We start from the raw sequence: 15,771 nt of genomic DNA, 5'->3' as shown, positions 1-15,771 counted from the left end.
AGTTCGCATCGCCGCTTCGGCGGCGATGCTTTCGGCCGCGTCGCGCCTCTGCGCCGCGGATGACTGCGAGTTTTCTCCCGCCCCGGCCGGAAGAAACGGCCGGGAGCCCTAACGACGAAAGACGACATGCATGACGGCCCCGACCGATAATCTCCGCATCAATGGCGAACGCCTCTGGGACAGCTTGATGGAGATGGCCAAGGTCGGGCCGGGCATCGCGGGCGGCAACAACCGCCAGACGCTGACCGATGCCGACGCCGAGGGACGCAAGCTGTTCCAGGCATGGTGCGAGGCGGCGGGCATGACGCTCGGCGTCGACAAGATGGGCACCATGTTCGCGACGCGGCCGGGCACCGACCCGGAGGCGCTGCCCGTCTATATCGGCAGCCATCTCGATACCCAGCCGACCGGCGGCAAGTATGACGGCGTTCTCGGCGTGCTGGCGGGTCTCGAGGTGATCCGAAGCCTGAACGACCTCGGCATCAAGACGAAGCATCCGGTCGTCGTCACCAACTGGACCAATGAAGAGGGCGCCCGCTTCGCCCCGGCCATGCTCGCTTCCGGCGTCTTCGCCGGCGCCATTCCGATCGACTACGCCTATTCCCGTAGGGATCCCGAGGGCCTCGCCTTCGGCGATGAACTGAAGCGGATCGGCTGGGTCGGCGACGAGGAAGTCGGCGCCCGCAAGATGCACGCCTATTTCGAGTATCACATCGAGCAGGGCCCGATCCTCGAGGCCGAGCAGAAGCAGATCGGCGTCGTCACGCATTGCCAGGGCCTTTGGTGGCTCGAGGTGACGCTGACCGGCCGCGAGGCGCATACCGGCTCGACGCCGATGAATCTCCGCGTCAATGCCGGCCTCGCCATGGCGCGCATCTTCGAGATGGTGCAGGCGGTCGCGATGGAGAACCAGCCGGGCGCCGTCGGCGGCGTCGGCCAGGTGTTCTTCACCCCCAATTCCCGAAACGTGCTCCCGGGCAAGGTCGTCTTCACGATCGACATCCGTACGCCCGAGCTTGCTAAGCTGAACGCCATGCGCGCACGGATCGAGAAGGAAGCCGCCGCGATCGCCGAGGCGCTCGGCGTCGGCTGTGCGATCGAGGCGGTCGGCCATTTCGATCCCGTCACCTTCGACCCGACCCTGGTCGGCCGCGTGCGCGGCGCGGCCGAGCGGCTCGGCTACAGCCACATGGATATCATCTCCGGCGCGGGCCATGATGCCTGTTGGACGGCCAAGGTGGCGCCGACGACGATGATCATGTGCCCATGCGTCGGCGGATTGTCGCATAATGAGGCAGAGGAGATCAGCCCGGAATGGGCGGCGGCCGGAGCCGACGTGCTGCTGCACGCCGTGCTGGAGACCGCGGAAATCGCCGACTGAGCCGGACCTAAAAACAATGGGCTGGCAAAGCCGGCCACGAGACCAGAGGGAATTTCACCATGTCGACGGTAATCAAGGGCGGAACCATCGTAGCGGCGGACCGCAGCTACGAGGCTGACATCCTCATCGAAGGCGAGACCATCAAGGCGATCGGGCCGGACCTCGCCGGCGACACGGTCGTCGATGCGTCGGGCGCCTACATCATCCCCGGCGGCATCGACCCGCACACCCATCTGGAAATGCCCTTCATGGGCACGACGGCGGCCGAGACCTGGGAAAGTGGCACTTTCGCCGCCCTTTCCGGTGGCACCACGACTGTGGTCGATTTCGTCATTCCCGGCGAGGCCGGCATGCTGGCCGCGCTGGAGGAATGGGAAGGCCGCGCCACGCGCCAGGCCTCGTCCGACTATTCCTACCATATGTGCGTCACCGGCTGGTCGGAGAAGCACTTCGACGACATGGCCAAGGTGGTCGACCGCGGCATCAACACCTTCAAGCACTTCATGGCCTACAAGGGCGCGCTGATGGTGAACGACGACGAGATGTTCGCGTCGTTCCAGCGCTGCGCCGCGCTCGGCGCGCTGCCGCTCGTCCATGCCGAGAACGGTGACATCGTCGCGGCGCTGCAGCAGAAATATCTCGCCGAGGGCACGACCGGGCCGGAGGGCCACGCCTTCTCGCGGCCGCCGGAAGTCGAGGGCGAGGCGACCAACCGCGCCATCATGATCGCCGACGCCGCCGGCGTGCCGGTCTATATCGTCCATGTCTCCTGCGAGCAGAGCCACGAGGCGATCCGCCGGGCCCGGCAGAAGGGCATGCGCGTCTATGGCGAGCCGCTGATCCAGCACCTGACGCTGGACGAGAGCGAATATTTCAACCGCGACTGGGATTATGCCGCCCGCCGCGTGATGTCGCCGCCCTTCCGCAACAAGCTGCACCAGGACAGCCTCTGGGCCGGTCTCGCGGCCGGTTCGCTGCAGGTGGTCGCCACCGACCACTGCGCCTTCACCACCGAGCAGAAGCGCTTCGGCCTCGGCAATTTCGCCAAGATCCCGAACGGCACCGGCGGTGTCGAGGACCGGCTCTCCGTGCTCTGGACCAAGGGAGTCGAGACCGGCCGGCTGACGCCGAACGAGTTCGTCGCCGCGACCTCGACCAACATCGCGCAGATCCTCAACATCTACCCGCAGAAGGGCGCGATCCTGCCCGGATCGGATGCCGACCTCGTCGTCTGGGATCCGAAGCTCTCGAAGACGATTTCCGCCGCCAACCAGAAATCCATCATCGATTACAATGTCTTCGAGGGATTCCAGGTCAACGGACTGCCGCGCTACACGCTGTCGCGCGGCGAGATCGTCTGGGCCGATGGCCAGAACTCGCAGCCGCAGCCCGGCCGCGGCAAGTTCATCCGGCGCAAGCCGTTCCCGGCCGTCAACGCGGCGCTGTCGAAGTGGAAGGAAGTGACGGCGCCGCGCGCGGTCAACCGCTCGCCCGAGCATATGCCGATCGGCGTTTGAGGGCGGGATGAGCGCCGTGTTCAAGCCTTTCGAGGAAAGAGCCGACGGTCAGCAAAACGCCGCGAACGCCGCATCCGTCATCGATATTCGTGGGCTTTCGCTCACCTTCGAGACGAATGACGGGCCGGTTCAGGCGCTGTCCAACATCGACCTGGACGTGAAGCGGGGCGATTTCGTCTCCTTCATCGGTCCTTCGGGTTGCGGCAAGACCACGCTGCTCCGGGTCATCGCCGATCTCGAGCAGCCGACCGGCGGGTCGATCACCGTCAACGGCGTCTCGCCGGAGGAGGCGCGGCTCGCCCGCGCCTATGGCTATGTGTTTCAGGCTGCAGCGCTTTATCCCTGGCGGACGATCGCCAGGAACGTCGCGCTGCCGCTCGAGATCATGGGATTGCCCAAGGCCGAGCGCGAGCGGCGGATCGCCGACAATCTGGCGCTGGTCAATCTCGCCGGCTTCGAGAAGAAATATCCTTGGCAGCTTTCCGGCGGCATGCAGCAGCGTGCCTCGATCGCTCGCGCGCTTGCGGTCGAGCCCGAGCTGCTGCTCATGGACGAACCCTTTGGCGCGCTTGACGAAATCGTCCGCGACCATCTTAACGAGCAGCTCCTGAAGCTCTGGGCGAAGACGCAGAAGACCGTCGTCTTCGTCACCCATTCGATCCCGGAAGCCGTCTTCCTCTCCACCAAGATCGTCGTGATGTCGCCGCGGCCGGGCCGCGTCACCGACGTGATCGATTGCGGCTTTCCGCGCGACCGCACGCTCGACATCCGCGAGACGCCGGAATTCCTGGAGGTCGCCGCCCGCGTCCGCAACGGCCTGAGGGCGGGACACTCCTATGAGGACTGACGCGCGCCGCCGTCGCCGTGCGAGGGTTAACACGCCTCTTGCGTGTAAACCCTCCGTTAGCCTTGCGTCAGCGCGGCACCAGGCTTTCGAGCTCCGGCAGCAGGACGACGCTTTCCTGCTCGTTCGGATCGGTGCGGGCGATGATCGCGACGCAGGGTTCTGTGCCGCGATTGGCGGGCAGATGCGGCATGTCGGCGGGGATGTAGAACATCTCGCCGGCCTTGACGACGACATGGTGCTCCAGCCGCTCCCCATACCAGGTGTCGGCCTCGCCGGCGATCATGTAGATCGCCGTCTCGTGATGCTCATGCTTGTGGGCGCTGGCGCGGCCGCCGGGCGGGATGGTCAGGAGGTTCATGCAGATGCCGGTCGAGCCGACCGACTCCGCCGTGATCCCCTCGATGTAGTCGAAGCCCTGCTTGCCGGCGTAGCTCTCGTTCGGCCGGATGATCCGGCAGGTCGGCCTGCTCGTCTCTTTGGTGGTCGCGCTCATTTCGTTTCCCCTCCACTGGCGTCGCCTTCCGCGTGCGGAAGATATGGCACGGGGAGGGCAGCATGACCACGCTCGCCATTTCCGCCCGGCCGCGCTCGCTGAAGAAGCCGGGTCAGATCTTTCCGGTGACGGTGGTCGTCCTCGCCATCCTCGTCATCTGGTATGTCGGCGCCTTCTTCCTGAACGCCCAGCTCGCGCGCGACGCCTTCGCCCGTCAGAAGGTCGAGCCGACCATCAGCCAGCTCGCCGAGGCGACCTTCTCGATGGACCGGCCGCTGCTGCCGGCGCCGCACCAGGTTGCGACCGAGCTCTGGAAGAGCACGGTCGACCAGCCGGTCACCTCGAAGCGCAGCCTCGTCTATCACGGCTGGGTGACGCTCTCGGCGACGCTCGCCGGCTTCGGCATCGGCACGCTGCTCGGCCTGCTGCTCGCCATCGGCATCGTGCATGTCTCGAGCCTCGACAAGAGCCTGATGCCCTGGGTCGTCGCCTCGCAGACGATCCCGATCGTCGCCATCGCGCCGATGATCGTCGTCGTCGGCTACAACCTGATGAACGGCAAGCTCGGTCTCTCGACCGACACGTCGCGCTTCCTCGCCAAGGCGATGATCTCGACCTACCTGTCGTTCTTCCCGGTCACGGTCGGCATGGTGAAGGGGCTGCGCTCGCCCGAACTGATGCATCTCGACCTGATGCGGACCTATTCGGCCTCCGGCTGGCAGGCGTTCTGGAAGCTGCGCTTCCCGGCGTCGCTGCCTTTTCTCTTCACCTCGATGCAGATCGCCATCGCCATCAGCCTCGTCGGCGCCATCGTCGGCGAACTGCCGACCGGCGCTTCGGCCGGGCTTGGCGCCCGCCTTCTGGCCGGCTCCTATTACGGGCAGACGGTACAGATCTGGGCGGCGCTGCTGGCGGCGTCGATCCTCGCGGCCGTGCTGGTCGCGATCGTCGGCTTCGCCAACCGCATCGTCCTCAAGCGGATGGGGATGGCAAGATGAGTTCGCGTGGACATCTGCAGCCCTGGATCGCCTTCCTCGGCCTGTTCGCCGCCGTCGCCCTGCCGCTCGATGCCGCCGATGCCTGGCGGCTGCTGCCGCGCGAGGGCGTCCCGGGCTGGATCGTCATCCTGGCGCTCGCGGTCGCCGCCTATGCCTCCGTCCGGGCGGAGAAGAGCGCGCTCACCGCCATCCTGCTCGCCTTCGCCTCCAGCGCCGGCGCTTGGGCGGCGCTCGACCTGCTGCCCGGCCTTGCCGGCCACACCGGCCCCGGTTTCTGGGCGCTGCTCTTCACGTCCTGGCTGCTCGCCTGGGCGCTGGTGTCGCAGCTCGCCGCCATCAAGCCGCGCGCCGGTCCGGCCGGTTTCGGGCTGAAGCTTCTGGTGCCGCTCCTCTTCGGCGCCTGGCTGCTGATCTTCTGGCAGGTGATCGTCGTCGCCTTCCAGGTGCCGAGCGTGCTGATCCCGCCGCCCTCGGCGATCTGGGCGAAGCTCGTCTCGTCGATCCCGATCCTCGCCGCCGATTTCCGCCAGACCTTCCTGAAGGCGGTGATCGCCGGCTATGTCATCGGCTGCGGCTCCGGCTTCCTCGTCGCCATCCTGGTCGACCGCATTCCCTTCCTGCAGCGCGGCCTGCTGCCGGTCGGCAATCTGGTCTCGGCGCTGCCGATCATCGGCATCGCCCCGATCATGGTGATGTGGTTCGGCTTCGACTGGCCGTCCAAGGCGGCGGTGGTGGTGGTCGCCACCTTCTTCCCGATGCTGGTCAACACCGTCACCGGTCTCGCCGCCTCGCAGCCGATGCAGCGCGACCTGATGCGCACCTATGCCGCGAATTATTGGCAGTCTCTCTTCAAGCTCCGGCTTCCCGAGGCGCTGCCGTTCATATTCAATGCACTCAAGATCAATTCTACACTGGCCCTGATCGCAGCCATCGTCGCCGAGTTCTTCGGCACGCCGATCGTGGGCATGGGCTTCCGTATCTCCACCGAAGTCGGGCGCATGAACATCGACATGGTGTGGGCGGAAATCGCGGTGGCGGCGCTCGCCGGCTCCGTCTTCTACGGGGTGATCGCGCTCATCGAGCGCGCCTCGACGTTCTGGCATCCGTCCTTCCGCGCCTGAGGACGGGCGAGATCTGTATCTACCGTCCGCGTCAAAGAGCGCGGACGGGCAAGGTTGGGGGATCTCGCCAGGGAAAGGGCGACATCCTCGAAGGACGACAACGAACAGAACCTGGAGGGGTCAATGAAGAAGCTTATGATTGGAGCGCTCGCCATCGCCGCGGGGCTCATGACCAGCGTCTCGGCCCATGCGGCCGATCCGGTGACGCTGCAGCTGAAGTGGGTCACGCAGGCCCAGTTCGCCGGCTATTACGTCGCCAAGGAGAAGGGCTTCTACGAGGCGGAAGGCCTCGACGTCACGATCAAGCCGGGCGGCCCCGACATCGCCCCCGAGCAGGTGATCGCCGGCGGCGGCGCCGACATCATCACCACCTGGATGCCGGCGGCGCTGGCTTCGCGTGAAAAGGGCGTGCCGCTCGTCAACATCGCCCAGCCCTACAAGAAGTCGGGCATGATGCTGACCTGCCGCAAGGATACCGGCATCAAGTCGCCGGACGACTTCAAGGGCAAGACGCTCGGCGTCTGGTTCTACGGCAACGAATATCCGTTCCTCGCCTGGATGGCGAAGCTCGGCCTTTCGACCGAGGGCGGCCCGAACGGCGTCACCGTGCTGAAGCAGGGCTTCAACGTCGACCCGCTGATCCAGAAGCAGGCCGACTGCATCTCGACCATGACCTACAACGAGTTCGGCCAGGTGCTGGACGCCGGCATTCCGGAGAGCGAGCTGATCGTCTTCAAGTATGAGGACCAGGGCGTCGCGACGCTGGAAGACGGCCTCTATGTCATGGAAGACAAGCTGAAGGATCCGGCCTTCGTCGAGAAGATGGCGAAGTTCGTCCGCGCCTCGATGAAGGGCTGGGACTATGCCCGCGCCAACACCGACGAAGCCGCCAAGATCGTGCTCGAGAACGACGAGACCGGTGCGCAGACCGAAGCCCACCAGAAGTTCATGATGGGCGAGGTCAACAAGCTGACCGAGGGCAGCAACGGCAAGCTCGACGAGGCCGACTACACCCGCACGGTGAAGACGCTGCTGTCGGCCGGCGGCGAAGCGCCCGTCATCACCAAGGAGCCGACCGGCGCCTGGACCCATGCGGTCACCGACGCGGCCGGCCTGAAGTAAGCCGGCTTCGCGGAAGCGCGGATCCGCAGAGAAGGACGGGCGCCTCCTGGGCGCCCGTTTGCCATTTCAGGGCTCGCCTGCGCGGCGATCACGCGGCGGTCAGGCCGCCATCGACGCTTTGGATGCCGCCATGGATGGTGCTGGCGTCGTCGGAGGCGGGGACGGGGGGTTGCCTTCTTCACCTCTCCCGTGGGGAGAGGTCGACGGCCGCAGGCCGGCGGGTGAGGGCGTAGGAAACCATCCGGAAGGGCTGCACCCCCTCACCCGGAGCTTCGCTCCGACCTCTCCCTCTGGGAGAGGTGAGGGCCGGGGCGAGTCGGCGGGCGGGGACGCGGGCCAGTCGCCCTCTTCACCTCCCTCCGGGAGAGGTGAAGGCCCCGCGACGCCCGGCTTCCGCCCGGCCCACGCCAGATGCGCTCAGACGAGAGAAATCATTCCGGCACGAAGCCGAACACCGCGGCGAAGCCGGCCGAGCCCGTCGGCGTGACGGCGATGGCGCGGCTGTCCTTCACCCGCTCGATCCAGCCCTTCCGCAGCAGGTGGTCGCAGAGCGCCGCGCCGAGGCGGCCGGCGAGATGGGGACGGCGCTCGCTCCAGTCGAGGCAGGTTCGGCAGAGCGGCCGGCTGCCGGCCTGGGCGCGGCCCTTGCCGGGATGCCGGTTCAGCGCGATGCCGAAATCGCACAGGAAGCGGTCGCCCTCGGGCGTCACCAACCCCGCACCGTCGGCGAGGCGCACGAGGTCGCGCGCCACCAGGCTGTCGGCGATGGCGACGCCGAGCCGGCCGGCGAGATGGTCGTAGCAGGTCCGTGCCGCCCGCATTGCCTCGTCGCGCGGCCCGGTTGGCCGGTGCCGCTTCGGCCCCACGGCGACAAGCGACATCAGCGCCTCCAGAGCTTCAGCCACGGCGGGCGTCGCCAGCCGGTAGTAGCGATGGCGGCCCTGTTTCTCGACGGCGAGGATCTTCGCCTCGGTCAGCTTGGCGAGATGGCCGCTGGTGGTCGGGGCGCCGACGCCGGCATGGAAGGCGAGTTCGCCGGCCGAAAGCGCCCGGCCGTCCATCAGGGCCGACAGCATGTTGGCGCGGGCGACGTCGCCGATCAGCGCGGCGATTTCGGCGAGCGTGGTGCCGGAGACGAGATTGCTCATGGCGGCGAGGATACCGCCTCGCGCCGGCGCGGTCATGGACGAACCTTTCGTCCGTCGCCGAAGCATTCCGCGCCGAAGCCTCCCGCAACTTGACGCGCCTTGGCGCTTGTCGTCGGGGCCGTGGCGGGGTAGAGCCGCGGCGGCCGGTCCAGCCCGCCATCCATCCCGCAAGCCGCACGAGGCCCGATGCCCCTTCTCGACGACGCCCTCTACGAAGCCCTGATCGCGACGACGCTCGCCGCCGGACGCGTCGTCATGCAGGTTTATGACGGGGCCTTCGCGGTGGCGGTGAAGGGCGACGCCTCGCCGGTGACCGAGGCGGACCGCGAGGCCGAGATGGTCATCCTCGCCGATCTCGCGCGCCTCATGCCGGAGATCCCTGTCGTGGCGGAGGAATCCTGCGCCGAGGGTCGGATCCCGACGGTGGGCGGCTCGTTCTTCCTGGTCGATCCGGTCGACGGCACGCGCGAATTCATCAGCCGCAACGGCGATTTCACTGTCAATATCGGCCTCGTGCAGGACGGCGTGCCGGTGCTCGGCCTCGTCTACGCGCCGGCGCGCGGCGATCTCTATGCCGGCCGCGCCGGCAAGGGCGCCGAGCATTTCTCCGTCGTCGATTTCAAGATCGCTTCCCGCCGCGCCATCCGCGTCTCAGACCCGGCCGCTTCGCCGCCGCGCATTCTCGCCAGCCGCTCGCATCGCACGCCCGAGACGGACGACTTCATCGCCCGCTTCCCCGGCGCCTCGCTGGTCTCGGCCGGATCGTCGCTGAAATTCTGCCTGATGGCGGCGGGCGAGGCCGATCTCTATCCGCGCATGGGGCCGACCATGCAGTGGGATACGGCGGCGGGAGACGCCGTGCTGCGCGCCGCCGGCGGCAGCGTCGAGACGATCGACGGCGCGCCGCTCGGCTACGGTCCGGGCCCCGGCGAGGGCGTGTCCGCCTATGCCAATCCGTGGTTCGTGGCGCGCGGCGCCCTGGAAATCCTCTAGCCAAACACGACTAAATCCATCGACTTGGCTGAAATCAGGTTGCGGGATTTCGCCGGAACACGGCACGGATGGTGGCAAAGGCGGGCGATTTACGGCACGGCTGTGCTTGAGGCGAGGGGCGGGCGCGGACTAGGTTTCGGGCTCAAGTTCGGAGTTCACCATGTCGCCACGCCCCCCATCGCCGCATGCCCCCTCGCATCTCCGCCGCCTCGAAGCCGAGGCGATCTTCATCATGCGCGAGGTCGTGGCGAATTTCGAAAATCCCGTGATGCTCTATTCGATCGGCAAGGATTCGTCGGTCATGCTGCATCTGGCGATGAAGGCCTTCTATCCCGCCAAGCCGCCCTTCGCGCTGCTGCATGTCGACACGACATGGAAGTTCCGCGAGATGATCTCGTTCCGCGACGAGACGGTGAAGCGGCTCGGGCTCGAACTCCGCGTCCACACCAATCAGGAAGGCAAGGCGGCCGGCATCAATCCGTTCGACCATGGCTCGTCCAACTACACCCAGATCATGAAGACCGAGGCGCTGAAGCAGGCGCTCGACGCCGGCGGCTATGACGCGGCCTTCGGCGGCGCCCGCCGCGACGAGGAGAAGAGCCGCGCCAAGGAGCGCATCTTCTCGTTCCGCTCGGCCAACCACGGCTGGGACCCGAAGAACCAGCGGCCGGAGCTCTGGTCGCTCTACAACACCCGCATCCAGCCCGGCGAGACGATCCGCGTCTTCCCGCTGTCGAACTGGACCGAACTCGACATCTGGCAATACATCCTCGCCGAGGAAATCCCGATCGTGCCGCTCTATCTCTCGGCCGAGCGGCCGGTGGTCGAGCGCAACGGCCAACTGATCATGGCCGACGATGCGCGCATGCGCCTGCTGCCCGGCGAGGTGCCGCAGAATCGCCGCGTCCGCTTCCGCACGCTCGGCTGCTACCCGCTGACGGCGGCGGTCGAATCCGACGCCGACACGCTCCCCGAAATCGTCCGCGAGATGTTCCTCGCCACCACATCCGAGCGCCAGGGTCGCCTGATCGACCATGACGAATCCGGTTCGATGGAGAAGAAGAAGCGCGAGGGATATTTCTAATGGCCGAGCTTTTTTCCGCCCAGGCGGTCGCCAATGACGACGGCGCCGCCAGCATCCTCGCGCAGTCGGACGACAAGGGCATCCTGCGCTTCCTGACCTGCGGCAGCGTCGACGACGGCAAGTCCACCCTGATCGGCCGGCTGCTGTTCGACACCAAGAAGCTGTTCGAGGACCAGCTGGTCACGCTGGAGAAGGACTCGAAGAAGTTCGGCACGGTCGGCGACGACATCGACCTGGCGCTCCTCGTCGACGGCCTCGAGGCCGAGCGCGAGCAGGGCATCACCATCGACGTCGCCTATCGTTTCTTCGCCACCGACAAGCGCAAGTTCATCGTCGCCGATACGCCCGGCCACGAGCAGTACACCCGCAACATGGCGACCGGCGCTTCGACGGCCGATCTCGCGGTACTCCTCATTGATGCGCGAAAGGGGATCCTGACCCAGACGCGCCGGCACGCGACCATCGCCTCGCTGCTCGGCATCCGCCATGTCGTGCTGGCGATCAACAAGATCGACCTCGTCGGCTATGACCGCGATGTCTACGAGAAGATCGTCGCCGCCTTCGACGAGGACGCCGCGCACTACAATTTCGCCAGCCGCGTCGCCATTCCGCTCTCGGCCCGCCATGGCGACAATGTCAGCGTCCTGAGCCCCAACATGGAATGGTATCGCGGCCCGACGCTGATCGAGCATCTCGAAAACGTCGAGCTCGAGCCTGGCATCGACCGTCCGTTCCGCTTCCCGGTGCAGTGGGTCAACCGGCCCGACCTGACCTTCCGCGGCTATGCCGGCACGGTTGCCGGCGGCACGGTCCGTCCCGGGGACGAACTGGTGGTCGCGCGCTCGGGCCAACTTGCAAAGGTCGAGCGCATCGTCACCCATGACGGCGACCTCGACGCCGCCGGCACCGACGAGGCCGTCACGCTGACCCTCGACCGCGAGATCGACGTTTCCCGGGGCGACGTCCTGGTCGCCACCGAGGCGCGGCCGGAGGTTTCCGACCAGCTCGCCGCCCATCTGATCTGGATGGCCGAGGAGCCGATGTTGCCCGGCCGGCCCTACCTCATGAAGATCGGCACCCGCACGGTCGGCGCCGCCGTCACCGAGCTGAAGCACCGGGTCGAGGCCGAGACGCTGAAGCCGCTCGCCGCCAAGACGCTGGCGCTGAACGACATCGGCTTCGCCAACCTGTCGCTCGCCGAGCCGATCGCCTTCGACCCCTATGAGGACAACCGCGCCACCGGCGCGTTCATCCTGATCGACCGCTTCACCAACCAGACGGTGGCGGCGGGCATGATCCGCTTCGGCCTGCGCCGCGCCACCAACATCCACCGTCAGGCGCTCGACATCGACAAGGCGGCCCGTTCCGCCGCCAAGGGCCAGAAGCCCGGCATCCTCTGGTTCACCGGCCTTTCGGGCGCGGGAAAATCGACCATCGCCAACCTGGTCGAGAAGAAGCTGCAGCTGATGGGGCGGCACACCTACCTGCTGGACGGCGACAATGTCCGCCACGGCCTGAATCGCGACCTTGGCTTCACCGACGCCGACCGGGTGGAGAACATCCGCCGCGTCGCCGAGACGGCCAAGCTCTTCGTCGATGCCGGCCTGATCGTGCTGGTCTCGTTCATCTCGCCGTTCCGCTCCGAGCGCCAGCTGGCGCGCGACCTGGTGCAGGAAGGCGAGTTCATCGAGATCTTCGTCGACACGCCGCTTTCGGTCGCGGAAGAGCGCGACGTGAAGGGCCTGTACAAGAAGGCGCGCGAAGGGCTGATCAAGAATTTTACGGGCATCGACAGCCCGTATGAGGCGCCGCTTTCGCCCGACATCCATCTCGATACGACGTCGGGCGACAGTGAGGCGCTTGCCGACCAGATCGTCGCCTATCTCGTCGCGAAGGGCTATTCGGCGGGTTGATCCCGCCGGCGCCTTCTTCACCCCTCCCTAGGGGAGAGGTGACAAGGGCCTGTCGCTCGCATGGAAGCGGCTCGCAAAGCCGCTGCATGGATCCCGGGTCTCCGCCCGGGATGACGGCGAGGTGGGTGGCTGTTGGAGCCATGACGGCGAGGATGGGACGGTGGGCGGGGCATTCTGCCACCCCAATAAGACCGGGTCCCGGTGTCCGGCCTCGGCCGGCTCCCTCGCCCGCTTGGCTTGCGGGAGAGGGGTGGGGTGAGGGTGCCTATTTCAGCACTTCGATCCGCACCGACTTGATGTCGGCGGCGGTGCCGTCGCCGGGGATGCCCGGTTCGATCAGCACGGCGTCGGTTTCCGGGCCGCCGCGATCCTTCGGCACCGTCCAGGTGGTCGAAAGCGGCGCGTAGTCGGCGCCGATGACGCCGTCCTTCCAGGGGCTCAGGCTGCGGCCGTTCTGATAGGCGAAGCGTAGCGAATGGGACGGGGCCCCGGAGGCGGCGCGTGCCACGACGACGATGCGGATCGTCCGCCCGGAGAGCCGCTCATAGACGCCGCGACCAACGGTGATCCGCGACCCCGTCGAGTTGATCGACGAGGAGACGCGGGCGAAGCCGCCCTGCGTGTCGCCCTCGAAGCGGACGGGATTGTCCGGCATCGACTGGAACACGCTGGGATCGCGGCCGTCGAACAGGTTGAGCGTTTCAAGCGCCAGCGTGCCGGCGGGCTCGGCCGCTGGTTGCGGCGCCGGCCGCGCTTCGGCGGTGGCGGGCGCCGGGCTCTTCGGATCGTCCTCCGAGGCGGCGATCATGCCGGCGATATCGGTCGGCTTCGCCGGCGTCGCGGCTGGGCCGGCGCCCTCGGCGGTGGCGGCGGGCGCCGGAGTGCGGTTCAGGAAGAAGGCGGCTCCGCCGAGGCCGGCGACGAGCAGCAGCACCACGCCGGCGACGATGGCGACCATCCGGCCGCTGACCGCGTCGGTGAGGTTGCGCAGGCGTTCGCCGAGCGTCGGACGCGGCTCTTCCTCGTCGAACGGATCCTCGTCCGCTTCGTCGGCGGCCGCGTCCCGGTCGTCGGAATCGGCTTCGTCCGCGTCGAGCGGCTCGTCATCGACGGCTTCCTCGTCGATCGTGTCGTGCTCGTCCTCCGCCGCTTCGGTATCGCGCCGGTCGAAGCGTTCGCGGTGCAGGCGCAGCACTTCCTCGGCCGTTTCCGGCCGGTCCTGGTCCGCGTCGTCTTCCTCGTCGTCCCGCTCGTCGAGGTCCGGTTCGTCGCTCGCTTCCGGGCCCTCGTCGTCGTGGGGCTCGTCGTCGATCTCCGCGTCGAGGTCGGGCGCGTCAATCTCGGCGGGATCGATTTCCTCGTCGAGGAGGCCGACCTCGTCGTCCGCCTCGCGGCCGCGCGGATCGGCCGTCTTCGCCGGTTCCGCCTTCGCGGCCGGCTTCTTGTCGGTCACGGCTGCCTTGTCGAGCGCGGCAAGCGCGGCGATCACCGCCGCGTCGGGGCTCGGCGGTCCAGCTTCCGACGACGTCGTCGCCTTCGTTCGGGCCGCGTCGCCGGGCGTGGGCGAGCCGATCTGCGACAGCGGCTCGAACCGCGCCAGCTTGCGCACCGGCTCGCGCGGCGGCAGCACCAGGCTGGTCGCGAAGGAGGTCGCCGCCGGCGCGGCGACGATCTCGGATTTCGGCACGGCAAGGCGGCCCGGCTCGGACGACGCCTTCGCTTCCGCGGCGGCTGGACTGACTTTCGTCGCCGGCGCGCCGGCCTCGTCCGCGTCCTCGTCGCCATCCGCGTCGGCGGCTTCCGGGGACTCGCCTTCGCGCGCGATCGAGGCGACGACGGCGTCGAACTCGTCGATCTTGCTGTCGATTTCCTTGGGCGTCAGCGGCGGGTCGTAGGACCACAGCAGCCGGATCATGGCTTCGCGCGCATTGGTGAACGTACGTTCCCGACCGTCGTGATCCGACGGGTCGAGATGCGCGACGGAGCGGCGCAGGACCGTTTGAAGTTGGCTCATTCGCTCGGGATGACCGAAAAAGGGTGAACGAACGGTTGATAGCACCGCCTGAAGGCAAAACTTCGGCAAGCGCGCCCGGCCGCGGTGGCGGCGCGACCGGGGGGCGGCGCGGCGGTTACCCCTTCTTGAGGAAGCGCGGGCCGCTGCCGAGGATCAGCGGATCCGGCTCGCGCACGATGTCCTTGTCGCGGCCGGGATAGTCGATCTTGCCGAGCACGTAGCGGATGATGTTCAGCCGCGCGCGGCGCTTGTCGTTGGCGAGCGCGATGATCCAGGGCGACTTGTCGGTATGCGTCGCCTCCAGCATGGAGTCGCGCGCCTTCGAATAGTCCTTCCACTTGCCCAGCGCCGCATAGTCCATCGGCGACAGCTTCCAGATCTTGAGCGGGTTATGCCGGCGCTCGTGGAAGCGCTTCAGCTGCATTTCCTGGCCGATGTCGAGCCAGAACTTGAACAGGATCGTGCCGGAATCGATCAGCCCGGCCTCCAGCACCGGCGCCTGCTGCAGGAAGACCTTGCGCTCGTCCGGGGTACAGAAGCCCATCACCGTCTCGACGCCGGCGCGGTTGTACCAGGAGCGGTCGAAGGTGACGATCTCGCCGGCGGTCGGCAGCTCGGCGACATAGCGCTGGAAATACCACTGGCCGCGCTCGGTGTCGGAGGGCTTCGGCAGGGCGACGTCGCGCGCGTTGCGCGGATTGAGATATTGCCGCAGCGCGAAGATGGCGCCGCCCTTGCCGGCGGCGTCACGGCCCTCGAACAGCATGACGACCTTGAGGCCCTTCTCGATGACGTGGTGCTGCAGCTTGACCAGCTCGATCTGCAGCGCCGTCAGCTCTTCCTCGTATTTGTCGGATTTCAGCGACTTGTCATAGGGATAGCCGCCGGACCGGAAGGCGCTCTCGTCGACCCAGGCCGGCAACTGGGGATCGTCGAGGTCGAAGCTGCCGAGCTTGGTCTCGATCGGCGCGGCGTCGACGGTCGGCTGGAGCTGTATCGGCAGCGGCGCCGCCGGCTTGCTCTCCTCCTTCTTGCCGTTGCCGTCCTTGCCATTGCCGTTCTTGCCGCCATCGGCCTTCGCGGCGCCGTCCGGATCCTTGCCGGACTTGTCCTTGTCGTCGCCGTTCTTGCCCGTCTGCT

13 protein-coding genes are annotated in these 15,771 nt (G+C 67.3%); 9 read left to right on the top strand and 4 right to left on the bottom strand.

Annotation, left to right across the window (positions count from 1 at the left end):
- The first annotated feature begins 130 nt into the window (after nt 1-130).
- From WFK98_RS24065 to WFK98_RS24055, 3 genes are read left to right on the top strand one after another with little or no spacing between them, the layout of a single operon-like run.
- Nucleotides 131-1,381: a Zn-dependent hydrolase gene (locus tag WFK98_RS24065; RefSeq protein ID WP_336802060.1), complete on the top strand. Its 1,251-nt coding sequence runs from the start codon at nt 131-133 to the stop codon at nt 1,379-1,381.
- A 59-nt stretch (nt 1,382-1,440) separates the two neighbouring features.
- Complete coding sequence (gene hydA, locus WFK98_RS24060; RefSeq protein WP_266337233.1) at nt 1,441-2,898, top strand: dihydropyrimidinase; 1,458 nt, start codon at nt 1,441-1,443, stop codon at nt 2,896-2,898.
- A 7-nt stretch (nt 2,899-2,905) separates the two neighbouring features.
- Nucleotides 2,906-3,745, top strand: coding sequence for an ABC transporter ATP-binding protein (locus WFK98_RS24055; RefSeq protein ID WP_336802059.1), 840 nt, complete (start codon nt 2,906-2,908; stop codon nt 3,743-3,745).
- A gap of 67 nt (nt 3,746-3,812) precedes the next feature.
- Here WFK98_RS24055 and WFK98_RS24050 read toward each other — a convergent pair whose 3' ends face one another.
- Nucleotides 3,813-4,238: a cupin domain-containing protein gene (locus tag WFK98_RS24050; protein ID WP_266337235.1), complete on the bottom strand. Its 426-nt coding sequence runs from the start codon at nt 4,236-4,238 to the stop codon at nt 3,813-3,815.
- 62 nt (nt 4,239-4,300) lie between these two features.
- Here WFK98_RS24050 and WFK98_RS24045 point away from each other — a divergent pair, with 62 nt between their 5' ends.
- From WFK98_RS24045 to WFK98_RS24035, 3 genes are all read left to right on the top strand, one after another.
- On the top strand, nt 4,301-5,236 hold the full coding sequence (locus WFK98_RS24045; protein WP_336802058.1) for an ABC transporter permease: 936 nt from the start codon (nt 4,301-4,303) through the stop codon (nt 5,234-5,236).
- Nucleotides 5,233-6,357, top strand: coding sequence for an ABC transporter permease (locus tag WFK98_RS24040; RefSeq protein WP_266337237.1), 1,125 nt, complete (start codon nt 5,233-5,235; stop codon nt 6,355-6,357). Before WFK98_RS24045 ends, WFK98_RS24040 begins: the two co-directional genes overlap by 4 nt.
- A gap of 123 nt (nt 6,358-6,480) precedes the next feature.
- On the top strand, nt 6,481-7,479 hold the full coding sequence (locus WFK98_RS24035) for an ABC transporter substrate-binding protein (protein ID WP_266337238.1): 999 nt from the start codon (nt 6,481-6,483) through the stop codon (nt 7,477-7,479).
- 431 nt (nt 7,480-7,910) lie between these two features.
- Here the strand turns inward: WFK98_RS24035 and WFK98_RS24030 are convergent, their stop codons facing one another.
- A complete protein-coding gene (locus WFK98_RS24030) occupies nt 7,911-8,663 on the bottom strand; it encodes an ArsR/SmtB family transcription factor (RefSeq protein ID WP_336802057.1) in 753 nt (250 codons plus the stop codon).
- Between the two features lie 150 nt (nt 8,664-8,813).
- Here WFK98_RS24030 and cysQ point away from each other — a divergent pair, with 150 nt between their 5' ends.
- From cysQ to cysN, 3 genes are all read left to right on the top strand, one after another.
- Nucleotides 8,814-9,620: a 3'(2'),5'-bisphosphate nucleotidase CysQ gene (cysQ, locus tag WFK98_RS24025; RefSeq protein ID WP_336802056.1), complete on the top strand. Its 807-nt coding sequence runs from the start codon at nt 8,814-8,816 to the stop codon at nt 9,618-9,620.
- A 160-nt stretch (nt 9,621-9,780) separates the two neighbouring features.
- A complete protein-coding gene (gene cysD / locus WFK98_RS24020) occupies nt 9,781-10,704 on the top strand; it encodes a sulfate adenylyltransferase subunit CysD (RefSeq protein ID WP_336802055.1) in 924 nt (307 codons plus the stop codon).
- Complete coding sequence (gene cysN, locus WFK98_RS24015; RefSeq protein ID WP_336802054.1) at nt 10,704-12,617, top strand: sulfate adenylyltransferase subunit CysN; 1,914 nt, start codon at nt 10,704-10,706, stop codon at nt 12,615-12,617. Before cysD ends, cysN begins: the two co-directional genes overlap by 1 nt.
- 265 nt (nt 12,618-12,882) lie before the next feature.
- Here cysN and WFK98_RS24010 read toward each other — a convergent pair whose 3' ends face one another.
- Both WFK98_RS24010 and ppk2 read right to left on the bottom strand, forming a co-directional pair.
- The gene (locus WFK98_RS24010) at nt 12,883-14,631 is read right to left on the bottom strand and encodes a hypothetical protein (RefSeq protein ID WP_336802053.1); all 1,749 of its coding nucleotides are present in this window, start codon (nt 14,629-14,631) and stop codon (nt 12,883-12,885) included.
- A gap of 115 nt (nt 14,632-14,746) precedes the next feature.
- Nucleotides 14,747-15,628 (bottom strand): polyphosphate kinase 2, encoded by an 882-nt coding sequence (gene ppk2 / locus WFK98_RS24005; protein WP_420909596.1) that lies wholly within the window; start codon nt 15,626-15,628, stop codon nt 14,747-14,749.
- Nucleotides 15,629-15,771 lie beyond the last annotated feature (143 nt).

Origin of the sequence: Kaistia sp. MMO-174 (assembly GCF_037147815.1) — a bacterium.
In the GTDB taxonomy this organism is placed as follows: Bacteria; Pseudomonadota; Alphaproteobacteria; order Rhizobiales; family Kaistiaceae; genus Kaistia; species Kaistia nematophila.
This window is presented reverse-complemented; position numbering and strand designations above follow the sequence as displayed.